The sequence below is a fragment of the Treponema sp. OMZ 803 genome (assembly GCF_024181165.1).
Classification (GTDB): Bacteria; Spirochaetota; Spirochaetia; order Treponematales; family Treponemataceae; genus Treponema.
In genome coordinates, this window is record NZ_CP051195.1 from 175382 (window position 1) to 192236 (window position 16855).

The window sequence follows — 16855 nt, forward strand, 5'->3', positions numbered from 1 at the left end:
TTTTGAAAGCAAGTTTTGGACAACCTCGAACATCCTGATGGGTGCTTGAGAGAGCTGCGGTAATTTTCTATAATTGCAATCCGGTAAGTGTGTAAGGAAATATAATGAGCAAAAATCACAGGATAGATGTCGCCAGAGACGATGAGGCATTCGGTACAGATACGGCCGTGTATAGTGATACGGATGCGAACATAGAAGCTGCGGGTGCGGAATTCGACTACCGCAAAAAATATGAGAACACGCCGCTTGTGGTGATAGCAGGGCGTCCGAATGTCGGGAAATCTACCCTGTTCAATCGCTTTTTGCGGAAGCGCCGCGCCATTACCGATCCGACGCCCGGCGTAACCCGCGACCCCATCGAGGCACAGGCAATTATCAACGGGAAACCGGTACGGCTGATGGACACGGGCGGTTTTAAGCTGACCCGCAGCGGCGACGAAAAAGAAGACCAGATGGATGAGCTGGTTATAGAAAAAACGCAGGAAGCGCTCCGCCGTGCCGATAAAATTCTTCTATTATTAGAGGCCTCTGCACCCACTGCGGAAGACGAAGAGTTTATCCGCTTTCTGCGTCCCTATTGGGGTAAGCTCATCACTGCGGTGAATAAAACCGAAGGCGGGCGCGGCGAAGCGGAAGCCTATAACTACCTCAGCTTCGGCTTTCCGACACTCTTATGTATCAGTGCCGAACATGGGGATAACATCATGCCGCTTGCCGAAGAGATAACCAAGGGCTTGGACTTTTCGCGTGTATGCGAAGCGCCCGCCGATACTGCAATCCGCATTGCACTTATCGGCAAGCCCAACACCGGCAAGTCCACACTCAGCAACTACCTAACTAAGACTTCCGCATCGATTGTGTCGGAGATTGCCGGTACAACGCGCGATGTGGTGGAAGGAGAGTTTTTCTATAAAGACAGACAGTTTATTATTCAGGACACCGCCGGCATCAGGCGCAAAACAAAGGTAAAAGAGGATATCGAGTATTACTCGGTTGTCCGCGCAATGAAGAGCTTGGAACATGCCGACATTGTGTTTCACCTGATCGATGCGGAAGAAGGACTGACCGAACAGGATAAAAAGATCATCGTGCAGGCGACCAAGCGGGGACTGGGCGTTATCTTTGTGTTGAATAAATGGGATTTGGTGAAAGGCGAAAAAAAATTCCGCGATGCGGAGCAGCATATTAAAATTATGTTCGGCAAGATGGAATATGCGCCGATTGTCCCCGTTTCCGCACAGAAAGGGAGCGGCATTCCCGACCTGCTCAACACCGCGCTGGAACTATTCGATCAACTGACAAAAAAGGTAGAAACATCCGCGCTCAACCTCGCGCTCAAGGACTGGCTTGAGGCGGTGCCTCCTCCGCACGGGCAGCGTAATTCTTTTACGATCAAGTATATGGTGCAAACCTCTGCACGGCCGGTTGAGTTTTTAATCTTTGCAAATAAACCCGACCTTGTCTCGGAATCCTATCTCCGGTACATCACCAATCGGATACGGAAAGATCTCGGCTTTAGCTCAATCCCCTTTTTAGTACGGGTAAAGGGCAGCCGGGTAAAATGGGAAGACCGGGTAAAACCGTGACAGGCTTTTCCATCGGCGAAGTTGAAAAGATAACCGGTATCAAGGCGCATGTTCTCCGCTACTGGGAACAAACGCAGCCCTTTTTGCGTCCGCAAAAGGATGAGCAGGGCAGGCGGCTGTATACCGATCATCACCTCGATTTAATCTTCCGTATGAAGTATCTGATTGAGGTGCGAAAGTTTACGCTTGAAGGTGCAGGCCAGCAGCTCCTCTCCGATCTTTCCGACAAGGGCGGGAGCAGCCGGATTACGGAGCTTTCCGGTATCCGCAGCGAATTACTCGATATGTATCGACTTTTGCAAGGAAGTAAAAATGTGTTTAAGCCGATATCTGAAGATTAACAAGCAAGTCCAGGCAATGCCTTGACGAGAGATAGAAATTCGCATAAGCTATTGAAGTGGAGGTTTGTCCGTGTTGAAGCTAAAAGCTCCCTTAATCATTGCCGGTACAACATGTGTTTTATCTATGCTTATCGGACTGATAAGTGGGGTTCGATTCTTACATATTTTGGGAAGAGGGCTTATTGCCGGTGTAGGAGCCGGAAGCTTTGTGTTCTGTGCACGGATTCTTTTAAAGCGATTTATCCCCGACCTTTTTGCACCTCCTGTTTTATCGGATATCGCTGAAACGGCAGATAGCTCTTCCGGATCAAATATTAATATTACCCTTGATGACGACTTGACGGCAGTAGCTCCTGCAACAGCAGGAGGTAATATGGAAACTTCTGCAACACCGAGCGCCACAGCGGGAGCGCAGGCAGAGTCTCAAAGCTCGGAGGCGTTTTCTGATGATTCTGCTACGGGCTCTTCAGATAACGATACTATATATGAAACGCCTGTAGATTCCGATTCTTCCCCTCTTTCTTTTAGCGATAGCTCTGAAGGCGATGGTGGCTTATCGGATTTACCTAATATGGGCTCATTTATAGATGATGATTTTGATGAAAATATCGATGATAGTGTACAACCGGATAGTAGCGGCTTTTCTATGACCGGTATTCAGACCGGTGGTACTGATAGTAAAGTAATGGCTCAGGCAATTAGAACCGTTTTAGCAACTGAGGATTAGAGGGTGGATGTTGATATAGTATGGGAAATATCAGTTTAGACACGAGACCGGAAGATGAGCTTTGGCTTGAGTATAAACATACACAAGACCCACAGCTTCGTGAGTTTTTTATTATAAAATACGCACCTCTTGTAAAATACGTTGCCGGTAAGGTTGCCGTTGGTATGCCGAATAATGTTGAGTTTGATGATTTAGTCGGGTACGGCGTATTTGGTCTGCTGGATGCTATCGATAAATATGATCCCGAAAAGAATGTGAAATTTAATACTTATGCAGTGACGCGGATCCGCGGCGCTATTTTTGATGAATTACGCTCAATTGATTGGGTTCCTCGTTCGGTACGTCAGCAATCCCGTGAAATTGAGGAAGTAATAGCGGATTTGGAAGCTCGGTTAGGGCACGGTGCGACCGATTCGGAAATTGCCGAAGCACTTAGCATGAGTGTCGAAGAATTCCATCAAGTTTTATTAAAAATTTCAGGTACCAGTATCATCTCCCTTACCGATTTACGGTTTGGGGCGGATGATTCCGAACAGACGCCTGTTGTAGACAGTATTGAAGCGCCGGCTTCGCTTAATCCCGATGTCATTGTAGAACGAGAAGAAATGAAGCGAATTATCGTGGATGCAATTAACGAACTTCCCGATAGAGAAAAAAAAGTATTAATCATGTATTATTATGAGGATATGACATTACGGGAGATTGGGAAAGTATTAGAGGTAACCGAATCGAGGGTGTCTCAGATTCATACCAGTGCAAACCTAAAACTTAAAGCAAAATTGAGCAATATTCGTAAGGGTATCCGTTAGGAGCGTTGCTATGATACATTTTGAACAAATTCGGGAGCAGATGAAGGAACAGTACGAAAAGGATTCCTCCCGTTTTTTTGTTGAAGTTACAGGGCAAACCCTCGAAGAAGCAATTGACAATGCTGCCGTCGAGCTCGGTTTACGCCGCTCCCTTATCGACTATGAAATTTTACAAAAAGGGGCTTCAGGTTTTTTTGTCTTAAACCCCAAAGAATGGAAAATTCGTGCTTACGAAGCACACAAAGTGCGTAAACCTAATGTTCATGCGGAGGTCGCTGCTGGCCTCAGTACGGAAGAATTACCGGAAGAAAATATGGATAGGGACGGAGCTGCGTATGTATTCTGCGCGCCCGACGGTGTATTCCTGAAAGTTACGCCACCCATCGGTAACGGCAGAAAAGTAGCGCTTGCCGATGTCGTGGAACGAATACGCGATAGAAATGTGGCTGTCCCGCCGGATGAAATTTTAAAACCGATTGTTAAAGCCTGTGCGGATGAATATGTCAGAATAGGACATTATGAATATGTGCCCGGTAACGATGCACTGATGTCCGTTGAAATCAGCGATGACGAGATGAAAGCATATCTTTTTGTGTCTCCACCGATGCCCGGCGGCGCCGATGTGTCGGCAGATATGATTATCACCTTCTTATCAAATAATCGTGTCATTTCAGGTGTTAATGAAAAAAGAGTTAAACAATTCCAAGATAGTCCCGTATATCGTGAAAATTATTTAATCGCAGAAGGAACGCCGCCGCAAAAAGGCGCCGATGCTAAGATCCTTTTCAATTTTGAAACCGATAATACGCAGCTGCGCCTAAAAGAAAACAAGAGCGGGCAGATTAATTTTAAAGAGCTCAATCTTATTCAAAATGTCATTGAAGGGCAGCCGCTTGCCCAAAAGGTTCCTGCTGAAGAAGGGAAAAGCGGAAAAACCGTTACCGGAAAATACCTACCCGCTGCATCCGGTAAAGATATAGCTATCCCATTGGGAAAAAATACTCGATTAGCCGAGGATAATCTGACGGTTGTTGCCGAGACGAAAGGTCAAGTTTTGCTGATAAAAAACAAGATCAATGTCGAGCCGATTATGACGATCGAAGGTAATGTGTCGATCAAGACCGGGAATATCGTATTCCTTGGTACGGTATTTGTTAAGGGAAATGTTGATGACGGCTTCTCTATTAAGGCTGCGGGTAATATCGAAGTAAAAGGTACTGTCGGAAAGGCATCGTTGGATGCAGAAGGTGATATCGTCGTCAGTCAAGGTATTGCCGGGAAAGAAGGTGGGCATATCCGTGCGGGTAAGTCGATATGGTCTAAATTTATTCAGAATATCGAATTGGTAGAAGCGGGAGATATGGTTATCGTATCGGACGGTATCTTAAATTCAAAAATTATTGCTAATCATAAAGTTATTTGCCGTGGAAAGCGTGCTGATATCATCGGTAGTCAAGTAACCGCGTGCGAGGGGGTGTATGCTCGAAATCTCGGTAGCCCTGCAGGTGGTTCTGATACGGTTATCAGTGTCGGCTTCGATCCACGCAGCAAGGAGCGACTTGTCATACTAGAGAAAAATCTGCTTGCTTCCGAGAAAGCGCTTGCTGCGTTGAAGTTGGATTTAAAATCGCTTGAAGGACAAAAAAAGATTCTCAAAGAGCTCTCCGAAGAGAAAGAAGCATTGCTTAAAAAGAAAAAAGAGTTACGCTATATTAACGAAACGGAAATTAAGGAGCTGCGAAACGAAATAGAACGGATACGAGATTATCTTGCTGCGCTAAAAACGGATGGACGGGTTTCTGTTTCAGGTAATATTTATACCGGTGTTCGGATTGTTATTAAAGATATTATCGAAGATGTACGGGTTGATTGCAAGGCAACGACATTCTTTTTGCAAAACGGTCTCGTGCGGTATGGCCCTTATGAGGACTATACCAATGATGATGACGTAAAGAGGACGCCCAGTGGGTATTCAACCGATTGATCTACAGACACTTTATACTCAACTTGATAAGGTCGGAAAGCTTCAAGGAGACGCACGGCAGACGTTTGCTGCAGAATTCGAAAACAGTCAGCAAGCTAACAAAGAAGATGCCGCGCGGCGCCAGCAAACGGTACAGAAAACCGAGGCTACAGGAGCTGAAAAAACGGCGATAAATAAAGACGGTTCAAACGGTTCTTCAGGAGGGGCATTTAACAATACTCCTCAACAGCAAAAAAATGAAACGCCTCTTACAGACGAAAAATCATATTATATTCAAGATCCCTTGCTTGGAAAAAAAATCGATATTTCAGGATAATTCCTATGCTTATTGCTTCCCTCATACTGCTCTGTATTAATATTATTTTAATGATTGTTTTTTATCGAAAGACATCACATAACTTTTCGCAAAATGCATACCGCGACCGTATTCGGGAAGAAGTAAATCGGCTTATTATCGATATTGAACATGAATCGGATCATGCGGTAACGGTACTTGAAGATAAAATTCAGCAGATAGAGAAGCTCCTTGCCGACACGGACAAACATATCGCGCTTGTCGAGCAGGAGCATGAAAAATGGCGAATGCAAAAAGATTTTCTTGGCTCCCGTCGGACTTTGCAGCAAGAAGATACTGAACCGGCAGTCGATACGAAAAAAAATACCGTGATGATTTATAAAAAACCTATCGGCATCCCCGAAGCTGCGGCAAAAGTCTCGCCTCTTTTGAATCCTCGGGAACAAGTTGTCGAACTGGCACGACAAGGATTCTCGATCGACTTTATTGCCGAAAAAGTAGATCTCCCTCTTGGTGAAATTGCACTTATTCTCTCTATAGGAGGATAGGTGAGGTACGAAAATAGATCTCAAAACTATCGGGCAAAACAATTATAGGAGTGATGATGATTACCAGTGCACTTTTTTCGGATCTCTATGAGCTGACAATGGCTCAAGGTTATTTTAAACGCCAAAACAATCGGCCGTGTGTCTTTGATATGTTTTTTAGGCGCAATCCGTTTAGAGGAGGGTACGCGGTCCTTGCAGGTCTTGAGCCGTTGCTCGAAGCGATTCAAGCCTTTCACTTTGATGACTCCGATATAGCCTACCTTGCGACTCTCCATCTTTTTGATGATGACTTTCTTAGCTATCTCAAGGATTTCCGCTTTTCAGGTTCGGTATGGGCAATGGATGAAGGAAGCCTTATATTTCCCAGCGAGCCGGTACTGCGTATCGAAGCGCCGATTATCGAAGCATTGCTTCTCGAAGGGCTTATCCTCAATACTATCAACTTTCAAAGTTTGATTGCAACAAAGACCGCCCGCATCTGGCTTGCGTCGGGGAAATCCTCCATTATGGAATTCGGCTTGCGGCGTGCGCAGGGGCCGGACGGCGCGATGAGCGCTACCCGTGCGGCTATTATCGGCGGGGCGGCCGGTACCAGCAATACACTCGGCGGAAAGCTTTACGGCGTACCGGTGATGGGTACTATGGCTCACGCATGGGTGATGTCTTTCCCCACTGAAGAAGAGGCGTTTGAACAATACGCCGCCATCTATCCCGATAAGTCGGTATTCCTTATCGACACCTACAATACGCTTGGTTCCGGCATCGAGGCGGCAATAAAAGTCGGAAAAAAATTGCAAGCGCAAGGGAAAAACTTCGGCGTCAGACTCGATTCAGGGGATATGCAGTATTTAAGTACCGAAGTACGGAAACGGCTCGACGCCGCCGGTTTACCCGAAGCCAAAATCTCCATTTCCAACGAACTAACCGAAGAAATTATCGAATCGCTCATTTTGAATAAAGCCCCGATTGACTCGTGGGGTGTCGGCACTCACATGGTAACCGGCGGGCAAGAGGCTTCGTTTACCGGTGTATACAAACTTGCTGCGCGTCAATCCGATGACGGAACGTGGCTGCCGGTTATGAAGCTGTCGGATAATCCTGCAAAGATTACCAATCCGGGTATTAAGCAGGTGTGGCGGCTCTACGACAGCGACGGTTTTTTTAAAGCCGATATTATCGGTTTGTATGATGAAACGCTCGATGCCGAAGCAATGAACACCTACTATCACCCGTTGAACGATTATCAAAGCTTTTCGTTTAAAGCGGCAAAGGCGGAACAATTACTCCACCTAAAAATTACCGACGGCGTCTACACCGGTAAAAAGGAAACACTTCAAGAGCTACATCAGCGGGCAAGCCGGCAGCTGGAATGTTTACATCCGACTTCCCGCCGTCTGCTCAACCCGCACATCTACAAGGTGTCGCTTACAAAGACGCTCTTTGCAATGAAGCAGAAGCTGCTGCATTCCCTGCGCCGTGGATAAAAACCGTATCGTCTGCAACCATCTTATAAGATCAACATCTCCGACCTAGAGCGTCGGGGGTGTTGATTCTGCCTCATTTTTTTGTTATGCAAAAAAACACGCGACCGAGAATCTCGGTTCCAGTAAAGGTACAGCTTATCGGATTTCCGAAAGGAACTTCATCAAAGTAAAAATCTTCGGCGCGGTAAAAAACAAAGCTATACGGTAATAAACGATCGATGGTCCCATTGCGGTTTAATAGAGGATGCGGCAAACCGATTATGAGCGCATTACCGTGCCGGTCTACTACACCGCTAATCTTTCCCATACAAGGTAAAAACTCAACAGCTTCGTCGGTTAGCGGGTCTTGTTTGTACGGCAAAAAACCGGTTGCAGGACATTTTCGCCGCAAATCGCTTAGCATTTGCAAAAAGAGCGTATCAGTCGGCGTACCGAATGCTTCGCCGATTGCTTCCCAGCCGGTATAGGGAGAGCTGATAAGTTTTTGCAAAAATGCTATGCCGCCGGCATCTTTAACATGGACAGAATTTTGGCTATCCCACGTCATACCTCCCTTTTGCCAAAAACACCATGATAAAAACAGTGTCATAGCTCCTCGCTGTCCTACCGAATCATCTAAGCCGGCTGCGCTGTTCTTGCAAAAAGAATATCCTAGCGTATTGGAAAGAAAGACATGAAAAAATTTGATATTGCCCCCGCTGATACCATACCCAATCAAGTTTTCTGAAAGATGACTGATACCTTCATCAAGAAATATATCAGCGCGTTTTGCTTGAGTATCTCCTGCTTTAATCCGGTTATAGGTCTTTTTCGTAAACGTTACTGCATGGGTTAACTCATGTCCGATTGTCGCGGCAATCGATTTGTAAAAATACTGATCGTTCGGTATTGAAGACGGCATAGCTGCATAAATAATATCACCTTCGTTACTGGCAGGATTATAATTTTCGGAGCTCGTATCGTTATTTCGTTTAAAAAAATCGGCAGGATTAAAAAAGCCAAGCGCCCTTTTTTCATTATTTATCGTAGGAGAAAAGACAATCGTAAATTTCTGATTATGGTCAATATCCGCAGCCGTTCCCCAAATCTCAGCTACTCGGATATAAATTGTGTTTTCAAATTCCGCTATACAGGCATCAATGGCGGCGGTATCGGCTGCATATTCTTTTGGGAGCCACACCGTTATGGTATCTGAGGTATAATAGCGTTTAAAAAGTATGTTATGCGGTTGTCCCGATTGAAACGCTGTATTAACAATAAGAAAGTTTCTTTCATTTTCGTCCTGTAAAGGAGAAACAGTATTCCGTTTGAATATCCGAGGAGGAGAAACGACTTGAAGTTTTTGCATATCACCGGAACCGGTACAACGAAATAACTTTAACTCATCTTCGACATCGCTTAAGTCATCTTCGTTGTTATTTAGGCCATTTGCTTTCGCAGTGATGTTGTTATCTACGTTATTACTATAACGCGCTTTAGGCAACAGCTCTGTTATACAGGTTAGCTCCGATGCCGATCCGTCCAAGGATACGATATACGGTTTATATTGATTATTTTTTATAACACAGGTATACGGGAGATATGGCAGCAAAAATCTTGTTCCGTTTTTTTCGATATTATTTCGTTCCGTTACGGTAATCGATACGGAAACACTGGCGCCCCGGTGTACATCACGGGCAGTAATAATATGCATGCCGGCAGAAAGGCGGCAGGATATTTGAGCCCCCGTGCCAAGATTCCCATCGAGTGAAGAACTCCAAGAAACGGAAGTAATATTTTTGTCGATAGCACAGGTAGCTGGAATATCGTCATAGTAGACATTCCCAGCAATGGGAGACACAATAGTAAAATCTTTAGGTTGGATACTATTGTGCTGACAGCTTAACAATGAAACGAATAGAAATATAAAAAAGATTTTATTCGGTTTCAAATTGTAGTCCTTCCGTCCGGCGAGACGATACTGAATAATAAAAAGCTTTTTCCAAGAGAGGATCTCCTGCGATTCTTTGCGCAGTGATAATAATTCGGTATTGTTTATGCGCAGTTAAAGTATGCGCAGGAATGGTAAGCTGGGCTGCCGTTGACGAGCAGCTATACACGTTGCTGAGTGCTGTTTTAATTTCTACCGTATATACACATTCTGCGCCCAAAGGTTCCCACGCAATTTGAATTGTCTTTTGTGAAGAGATGGCCTCTCCTTTCAGTACGGATTTTCCGGACTCATCTTGAAACACGGTAATCGGTGGAGCTTTAGATAATTTATGATGCGGTACGGTGAGCGTCAGTGTATCGGTTGCAGCATTGGTATGTACTCGTATTCTAATATCTCCGTTATCCGGTAATACGGCTTGTATCCAATAATAATATTTTGCTGCATCGAATTCCAAAAAGTACGCACGATTGTTTTTGTCGATACAGATAACCGAAGCAGCTGTTACGGCATTCCCATCCTTGTTTTCTACAAAAACTTTTATCAGACTTTCTTCGTTTTTTTCGGATTGAATGATCGCTCTTACAGAAAGTTTTGCGTTTCTGTTGGTAGTTTCCGCCGTATGGAGATTTTTACAACCGCTGTTTATGGGCAATAGGGCACATAGCAATAAAAGCCAAGACGAACCTCTAGATTTTATATACATGGGAACCTCCTCAATAATTGATACTCAACGCTAAGCCGAATTGGTTGGGGGCGATGATAGGTACGGTATGAATAGACACTTCCGCTTTTGCCGGAGTCAGTGCTTCTTTAAGCGTTCTATTGTATTTTGCCGTATGCACACTTACGCTGATAATGGAAGCAAGTTTGTTTGCCAGAAAGACGCCGAATCCTGTTTGAACGATTATTTTGGAGATTTTCATTGTCTTATCAATTGATGAGAATGTGTCCGCTACTTGTTTGTCGTCTTGTCCTAATAGTAGAGCCGGTAATAAAAGAACGTACATAAGCCCCCCTCCTAAATAAATAGAGCCGGCAGTAACTATGGTGCCGACTGCAAGGCTGTCTATTACCATATGTGTTATTCCGCCGACTCTATCTTTATTGATAAAGTTACCGATACCAAAGCCGAGTAAACAATTAAATAGGAGCGGTTTCACATACCCCAGTCTGTATTGTCCTTGTATATCAAGCCGCCGTCCTTCGGGCAGCAGCAAGGCTTGCTGATTGATGAGCGCTTTGTTTTTAAAAAGTCCATCCTTAATCAGGTCATCAATCCGAATTTCTGCCATTGCCCCCTGTACTTCGGCTATTTTAGCAGGGGAAATTTCCGATAAGGTCTCTGCCCCTACCGTTGTTTCTTGGGCAACGGTATTGCTTTGAACCGCTTTATTTTCGTCTGCTTGAAGCAGCCCTTGCGGATAAGCCGTAAGAGCTATACAGAATATAGTGCATAGAAATACATCTTTTTTCATATTTTATCCTCCTTGTGTATAGGATTTATACCCGCATAGCGGAAATAGTTGCGTATTTGTCGTCAAGGTTCCTATTAAAGAAGATATAGTGATTTTTATACAAGACGTTTATACCGTTAGCCCAACCTGAAACCGTTTTATCGATGCCCAGAAGTTTTCCTGTTTTTGCATCGAATACCAATAGGCCGTTGCCGTATGTTATTATGTATATTTTTCCGTTCGCAACGATCAAAGGAGTACGATATGAACCGTATTCTAACGGCGCACTCCATAAAAATTTTAATGTTACGGCGTCGATGCACATCAGTGAATAGTCGCGTTGCCATCCTATGCGTCCTCGCGTAGACCGCACGGTAATGTAATACAGACGTTCATTATCATATCGAACTTTATGCAGTGAAACAGTTGACTCAGCAAGATTCCCTATTGAAGGAGGCGCTATTTCTCCGTCATACCGATTAAGTATTGAGCCGTCCCTTTTATCTATACGTATAAAGGAATTGGTTAACACATATAATACATCGTCCCTGATGCACAATTTACTATCGGAGTATCCCTCTATATTATCCAGCTGTTTTTCCCATTTAATCGTTTCGGTTTGCAAATCGATGGCAACGACAACCCCGTAACCGTTTGGATACTCTCGATTGCATGTCAGCAGGTACAGAATATTATCTTCGATAAGCTGGTCGGATACTAATTCGCCCCCATTCCAATGAGCATTAAGATGCATCGGAGAGGGAGGACGGATTTGTATAGCGTACCCTTGTGTATAGTCGATTGCCATTACATCAAGTTTTAACAGGTCGTTTGTACCCCAATAGAGCGCTCTACCATCCGTCATGATCGTATTGGATAGGCTACGGTTACGGGATATTTCTTCTTTTGTCGATCCTATTTGTACTAACGCCGATAATTTTCCGTCCGTATCTGAGTAACAATACAACAGCCCGCTTTCAAAGCGCATAATATAAAGAGTATCTCCGATTTTTACAATGTTTGAAGAGTTTTTGCCGTCACCGATATATATCTTATTCCCTGTCCATTCATCGATTCCCGTTTCCATATCGCGTTTTACCAGATACATTGTTTCCATATCTTCACGTTCTAGCAGATACAGGTACCGCCCTTCAGTGTATGGATTGCTTGTGTCCCATACCTTTTCCAAACAGAGCTTCCAAGCATAACTGGGAGTATAGCGAGGATATTTCTTTTCTACACCCATAAATAGAAGATCGCAAGAACTGCTCAGAATTAATAATATTATAGTCGTTGCAGAAAAAATGCTTATTCCGGTACTGTGCTTACCAAAAAGAAAAGTTTTGCGTTTCATGTTAGTTTTCTCCTTTAAACACTGCGGCAGCAAAGGCTGCCGCAAATCCCCTATACCCGTATTGCGCACAGGGTCGCGCGGTTGGTTTTAAAGTTCTTGTTAAAAAAGATGAAGTAATCTTTATACAGCACATTTGCCTCGTTCCCCCATGCGATGATACTTTTATCCACACCTAACAACTTCCCTGTCTTTGCATCGAATACCCGCAACCCGTCTATATGGGTTACAATATACGCTTTCCCATCCTTTACTACCGGATACGTACTGCTTGTTCCGCTTACCGGATGGAACCCCCACAGGAATTTAAGCGTTTTTGCATCAATGCAAACAAGTGAATAAATAAATTTTTCCGGTATACCTGTTTGTGAATGTGCATCACTTGAACAGATAGTGGTATAATAAAGACGCTCGTCATCATACCAAATACCGCATAAAGACGGTGAAGGGGTTGTAGCCGGATGTTCCGTAGAATTTTCTTCGCTATCGTAGCGGGTTAAAATGTCTCCGGTATGCTTATTTACGCGTAAAAGAGAACTATTGATAACATACAGAATATCATCTCGTACCAGTAGCGTATTAAGCGTTGTTCCGGCAACACCAGATAACGTTTTCTCCCATTTTACCATTTCACTTTGTAAATCAATTGCTACTAGTGTACTGTAGCCGTCAGGATAGTCGCGATTAAGGGTATTAAAATAGAGTACACCATTGTCGATAATCGGTGCTGCCCAAAAAATACATTGGCGCCAATCAGCTTTGGTATATAGACTACGTGGAACACGGATTTGTATTGCCCCGTTTTGTGTGTAATCGATTGTATCTAAATCAAGTTTTAAAAGATGTGCGCTAATGCTCCCGGGGTCTCCCGCACTTCCCCAATATAGTGCAGTTCCATCCGTTACAATTTTTTCAAGCTTACATCTATTGTGAAGCGCTTCCTGTTCCGTCGTTCCTACCTGTATCCGCGCTAATCGTGTACCGTCAATATCTGAATAACAATAAATAATACCATTTTTGCGCATAAAATAGAGCTTATTATCGGCTTTTACGATATTTGACGAGTACCATTGATGTCCATCAAATATTTGATCTGCCTTCCATACATAAGCGCCGGTTTCCATATCTATTTTTATCAGCTGTACTCCATCCTCTTTTTCTCTTTCAATATTCTGAAGAAGGTATAAATAGTTGTCTGCAGTGTATGCTTGAGAATGAATTTGCATTCCATCCAGTTTTAGCTGCCAAGCATAATTGGGGGTATAAGCAGGTTCTTTTCCGTCATCCTTCTGCTTAGTGTTATTGAACAGCAAATCGCAGGAAGAACATGCGGTAAGCAATAAGGCTGATAAGATAAAAAGTGAGTATTTCTTCATAAGTGTGCTCCCTTTGAACTGTTGCGGCAGCAAAGGCTGCCGCAATAAAAGCCTTACCGGATTTCTTTCCCTTGTTCAATCATTCCTTTGATCTTGTCATGTACTGGTTTTGGCGGCATACCGGTACCGTTATAATTAAAAATTTCCGCATGATTGTAGTTAAAGGTTTCATAACCCCTCGTTTGGTCTCCTACAATTTTCCCGTGTACACTCTTCGGGATATACTGGCTTTCCTTTGCAACAAGGCCGTCGTGTTCGGATGAGCCGAGCAGGTTATTTACGCGGCTGTCGAAGTTCCAGCAATATTCACGCGCCTTGACACAGGCTGCCGCATAGCGGGGACTTCCCGTAAATAAGCCGACAATCCCCACGCATTTTACAATATGAATACCTTCCGCAGCGGCAAAAAATCCTCCTGTTACGTTCAGCACTGTACGTATACCTTTTTCTGTACTTCCGGCTATACTCAATACATTGTTTTTTGTACCGGCGATATAGCCTATCGGAATGTTTTCAGGTAGTTTAGACGTATGCTTATATCCAATGTATGTGCTATACACAGGACTATACTGCCAACGCAACGCCCAATACTTCCATCCCCAGCGGTTTGTTACCCTTTCCCATCCCAAGTGCCGGGTCGTGCCGGTTTGTACCTGATAGGAATACGGTTTTGATTCTATAACATTTTGCTTTATAAAATCGCTTTGCGGTATCATATCCCGAATTTCGCAGTACTCATTTAAGGTGGTTTGTTCTGCTGCCGCTGTTGTTGCTTGTAATGCCGGCTTTACCCATTGGCTTAGTCCAGGGTGCTTATCTAATATGAAATTAATGAGCCACCACCCCAATTTATTGAACTCTCGTTCATCAAAACCGGCAAAATATTTACCACAACCATTGATATTTCTGGAAAACAAAATAACCGTAATTATCATCTACAAGTAAAGGAATCGTTTCCAAAAGCCTGATGGTTTTTATTGATGTGTTCGGAGTTGAGCCTAGTGAATATGTCCTGAGTACTGCATCCCGTTCCGGTTCTGTACTGTTAAAATAAATTGTTGTTAATGCATCTTTATACTCATCATTATACATGGTGCCATTTAAAATACTCTTATAATCAGCAGCATTAATCCTTAATTTTAATTTCGATTTTATGATCATAAAAAAACTGCGAGGATTTGAATTATATCGCAAATCCATGTATGCTGCTTTTCCATTTTTGATAGTAATTTTTTTCCCGTCTTTGAAAACTATTGGATAAATATTCTCAGATTCAGAAAAATTATCAATATCTTGAAAGTAGGTTCCGGGAACAAACTTTGAAGATACATAACCGATTTTTCCCTCAGCGTAAAGTTTACTAATATCTTGAAAACTTTTGTTCAAAATGGGATTGCTTTCTTCAATTGGCTGAATATCATTAATGGAACATTTATTAAAGACAGATTTTGTTTTCTCAGAAATAAATTCAACAGTTAACGGACTTTCTGTCATGTTCAGAACATAAAACTCTGCCGTATGTTCACTCATATCCGTTACTTGTATGCATGAACTAAAGGGAAAACATAAAACAACAACTAAAACCAATGCACGTATAAAATCTTTTATTTTCATTTATAACCTCTCTTTTCTAAAATATTCCAACGCTCAGCTTTACCCTGCTCAACGGTTCATAAAGCTGCGATGTCCCGTCCACTGAATTTTTGCAGGACGCTGCTACAAGCAGAGCCGACAGAATAAAAAGATACAATACTTTTCTTTGCATAATCACTCCTTTGCATCCGTACGTGCAGTTTACAAACTGCGGTTTGAACAAGTTCTTGTTCATAACATAAACACTCGCCGTCCCAAAACCGAACCGACGCGTATTCCGCTTCTCTATACTCAAGCGTAAAGGAGCTTTTCTCTGCCGTCAAGTCGATATTCTGCAAAGAACCGGAGTTCTTAAAAAAAGAACTTTCGGTTCTCTTTTTTCGGGGTTGTTTAAAAAACGGTCTGACCTGTTTGTCTTGATGACCTTATTGAATTAATTCATGCTGCTGTATAAAAATGAGAAAGGCATGATAATTCGCAACGTTCAGCGCTTTGTAAATTTCGGTCATTTCTTTTTTTATCACCGATTCCGAAATACAAAGTTTGTCGCCGATTTGTCTGAAGGTAATACCCTCCGCCGCTAAGCAGAGGCATTGGTGCTGCCGATCGGTTAACCGGAGCGAAGATACGTGGATGGGAGTTTTTCGTGTATAATAGTGTTTTAAATCATCTGCAAACAGGACAAACAGGGCAGCTGCCATAAAAAAACCAAGCCCAATGTGCAGCAAGGAAAGCATAAAAGCGGTGCTCCCATGCCGAAACCACTGGGTAATCAAAACAGCTGCAAAGCTGCCGCCTAACACACTAATCTTATATTGGATATATGTTTTAAAGAAATTCGCTTTTAATAGAATGAGTAATCCTGCCAGATATAAAGAAAGTCCGAGCAAATTGCCGCCATGATAAATATTGACCAATCCTGCAATCAAACACGGAAACGTATACAGGATGATGAAGCGGGGTTTGATTGCGATATAACCGAGCATAACCGCACATAAAATATTGGATAATCTGATCAGCCTATCTGACGGAAGAACGGAAATATACTGCAATACAATGACGGCAACGGTAACGGGTAGCATGATAAGAGCCACAAGCCGGGATTTTTTTATGAGAGTTTGGGTATAGATAAAATGCCGTATTTCTTCTATAGGTTGTTTGGTGCGCATAGAAGCATTCCTCTTGCCGATCGGTATTCCATATAGCATACCGGTTAAAACCGGAACCGTAAAGTCCTTGCCGATGGTTTTTATCAATGCCAATACCGCGGGATGAATTGCTTGCGGACAACCCGGAAATAACCGGTACCCGGACAATCCGCAAGCTGATTCGTGCGAGGGGATTGATTCCTGCCGTTTTTCTACCGCCACGGAT

General features: G+C 43.4%; 17 protein-coding genes. 8 read left to right on the forward strand and 9 right to left on the reverse strand.

What is annotated here, in order from left to right; genetic code table 11:
- Positions 1-104: 104 nt before the first annotated feature.
- The 8 genes from der (at position 105) to ABH09_RS00780 (ending at position 7774) form a co-directional block, all read left to right on the forward strand.
- Positions 105-1586, forward strand: coding sequence for a ribosome biogenesis GTPase Der (der, locus tag ABH09_RS00745; protein ID WP_253714824.1), 1482 nt, complete (start codon positions 105-107; stop codon positions 1584-1586).
- Entirely contained in the window at positions 1562-1927 is a 366-nt protein-coding gene (locus tag ABH09_RS00750) for a MerR family transcriptional regulator (protein WP_253714825.1), read from the forward strand. The genes der and ABH09_RS00750 overlap by 25 nt, the downstream gene beginning before the upstream one ends.
- A gap of 70 nt (positions 1928-1997) precedes the next feature.
- Positions 1998-2654: a hypothetical protein gene (locus tag ABH09_RS00755; protein ID WP_162662029.1), complete on the forward strand. Its 657-nt coding sequence runs from the start codon at positions 1998-2000 to the stop codon at positions 2652-2654.
- A 20-nt stretch (positions 2655-2674) separates the two neighbouring features.
- The gene (gene whiG, locus ABH09_RS00760) at positions 2675-3463 is read left to right on the forward strand and encodes an RNA polymerase sigma factor WhiG (RefSeq protein WP_253714826.1); all 789 of its coding nucleotides are present in this window, start codon (positions 2675-2677) and stop codon (positions 3461-3463) included.
- A 10-nt stretch (positions 3464-3473) separates the two neighbouring features.
- Entirely contained in the window at positions 3474-5447 is a 1974-nt protein-coding gene (locus ABH09_RS00765) for a FapA family protein (protein WP_253714827.1), read from the forward strand.
- On the forward strand, positions 5428-5763 hold the full coding sequence (locus ABH09_RS00770; protein WP_044015000.1) for a hypothetical protein: 336 nt from the start codon (positions 5428-5430) through the stop codon (positions 5761-5763). The genes ABH09_RS00765 and ABH09_RS00770 overlap by 20 nt, the downstream gene beginning before the upstream one ends.
- Before the next feature lie 5 nt (positions 5764-5768).
- A complete protein-coding gene (locus ABH09_RS00775; RefSeq protein WP_253714828.1) occupies positions 5769-6290 on the forward strand; it encodes a hypothetical protein in 522 nt (173 codons plus the stop codon).
- 56 nt (positions 6291-6346) lie between these two features.
- Positions 6347-7774 (forward strand): nicotinate phosphoribosyltransferase, encoded by a 1428-nt coding sequence (locus ABH09_RS00780; RefSeq protein ID WP_253715800.1) that lies wholly within the window; start codon positions 6347-6349, stop codon positions 7772-7774.
- Positions 7775-7847: 73 nt separating this feature from the next.
- On the opposite strand, the gene ABH09_RS00785 is transcribed toward ABH09_RS00780, so the two are convergent.
- The 9 genes from ABH09_RS00785 to ABH09_RS00820 form a co-directional block, all read right to left on the reverse strand.
- A complete protein-coding gene (locus tag ABH09_RS00785; protein ID WP_253714829.1) occupies positions 7848-9704 on the reverse strand; it encodes a hypothetical protein in 1857 nt (618 codons plus the stop codon).
- Positions 9691-10410 carry a hypothetical protein gene (locus ABH09_RS00790; protein WP_253714830.1) on the reverse strand — a complete coding sequence of 240 codons (720 nt, stop codon included), beginning with the start codon at positions 10408-10410 and terminating at the stop codon, positions 9691-9693. Before ABH09_RS00790 ends, ABH09_RS00785 begins: the two co-directional genes overlap by 14 nt.
- 10 nt (positions 10411-10420) lie before the next feature.
- A complete protein-coding gene (locus ABH09_RS00795) occupies positions 10421-11182 on the reverse strand; it encodes a hypothetical protein (protein ID WP_253714831.1) in 762 nt (253 codons plus the stop codon).
- A gap of 25 nt (positions 11183-11207) precedes the next feature.
- Positions 11208-12515: a PQQ-binding-like beta-propeller repeat protein gene (locus ABH09_RS00800; protein ID WP_253714832.1), complete on the reverse strand. Its 1308-nt coding sequence runs from the start codon at positions 12513-12515 to the stop codon at positions 11208-11210.
- 50 nt (positions 12516-12565) lie between these two features.
- Entirely contained in the window at positions 12566-13888 is a 1323-nt protein-coding gene (locus tag ABH09_RS00805; protein ID WP_253714833.1) for a PQQ-binding-like beta-propeller repeat protein, read from the reverse strand.
- Between the two features lie 53 nt (positions 13889-13941).
- Complete coding sequence (locus ABH09_RS00810; protein ID WP_253714834.1) at positions 13942-14823, reverse strand: hypothetical protein; 882 nt, start codon at positions 14821-14823, stop codon at positions 13942-13944.
- Positions 14774-15502: a hypothetical protein gene (locus ABH09_RS00815; protein WP_253714835.1), complete on the reverse strand. Its 729-nt coding sequence runs from the start codon at positions 15500-15502 to the stop codon at positions 14774-14776. Before ABH09_RS00815 ends, ABH09_RS00810 begins: the two co-directional genes overlap by 50 nt.
- Before the next feature lie 16 nt (positions 15503-15518).
- A complete protein-coding gene (locus ABH09_RS12860; protein ID WP_256481807.1) occupies positions 15519-15653 on the reverse strand; it encodes a hypothetical protein in 135 nt (44 codons plus the stop codon).
- A gap of 253 nt (positions 15654-15906) precedes the next feature.
- The gene (locus ABH09_RS00820) at positions 15907-16851 is read right to left on the reverse strand and encodes a helix-turn-helix transcriptional regulator (protein ID WP_253714836.1); all 945 of its coding nucleotides are present in this window, start codon (positions 16849-16851) and stop codon (positions 15907-15909) included.
- Between the last annotated feature and the right edge of the window lie 4 nt (positions 16852-16855).

Coding starts and splice junctions, on each gene's coding strand:
- der (WP_253714824.1), top strand. CDS start 105: ATGAGCAAAAATCACAGGATAGATGTCGCCAGAGACGATGAGGCATTC.
- ABH09_RS00750 (WP_253714825.1), top strand. CDS start 1,562: ATGGGAAGACCGGGTAAAACCGTGACAGGCTTTTCCATCGGCGAAGTT.
- whiG (WP_253714826.1), top strand. CDS start 2,675: ATGGGAAATATCAGTTTAGACACGAGACCGGAAGATGAGCTTTGGCTT.
- ABH09_RS00765 (WP_253714827.1), top strand. CDS start 3,474: ATGATACATTTTGAACAAATTCGGGAGCAGATGAAGGAACAGTACGAA.
- ABH09_RS00775 (WP_253714828.1), top strand. CDS start 5,769: ATGCTTATTGCTTCCCTCATACTGCTCTGTATTAATATTATTTTAATG.
- ABH09_RS00780 (WP_253715800.1), top strand. CDS start 6,347: ATGATTACCAGTGCACTTTTTTCGGATCTCTATGAGCTGACAATGGCT.
- ABH09_RS00790 (WP_253714830.1), bottom strand. CDS start 10,410: ATGTATATAAAATCTAGAGGTTCGTCTTGGCTTTTATTGCTATGTGCC.
- ABH09_RS00795 (WP_253714831.1), bottom strand. CDS start 11,182: ATGAAAAAAGATGTATTTCTATGCACTATATTCTGTATAGCTCTTACG.
- ABH09_RS00800 (WP_253714832.1), bottom strand. CDS start 12,515: ATGAAACGCAAAACTTTTCTTTTTGGTAAGCACAGTACCGGAATAAGC.
- ABH09_RS00805 (WP_253714833.1), bottom strand. CDS start 13,888: ATGAAGAAATACTCACTTTTTATCTTATCAGCCTTATTGCTTACCGCA.
- ABH09_RS00810 (WP_253714834.1), bottom strand. CDS start 14,823: ATGATAATTACGGTTATTTTGTTTTCCAGAAATATCAATGGTTGTGGT.
- ABH09_RS00815 (WP_253714835.1), bottom strand. CDS start 15,502: ATGAAAATAAAAGATTTTATACGTGCATTGGTTTTAGTTGTTGTTTTA.
- ABH09_RS12860 (WP_256481807.1), bottom strand. CDS start 15,653: ATGCAAAGAAAAGTATTGTATCTTTTTATTCTGTCGGCTCTGCTTGTA.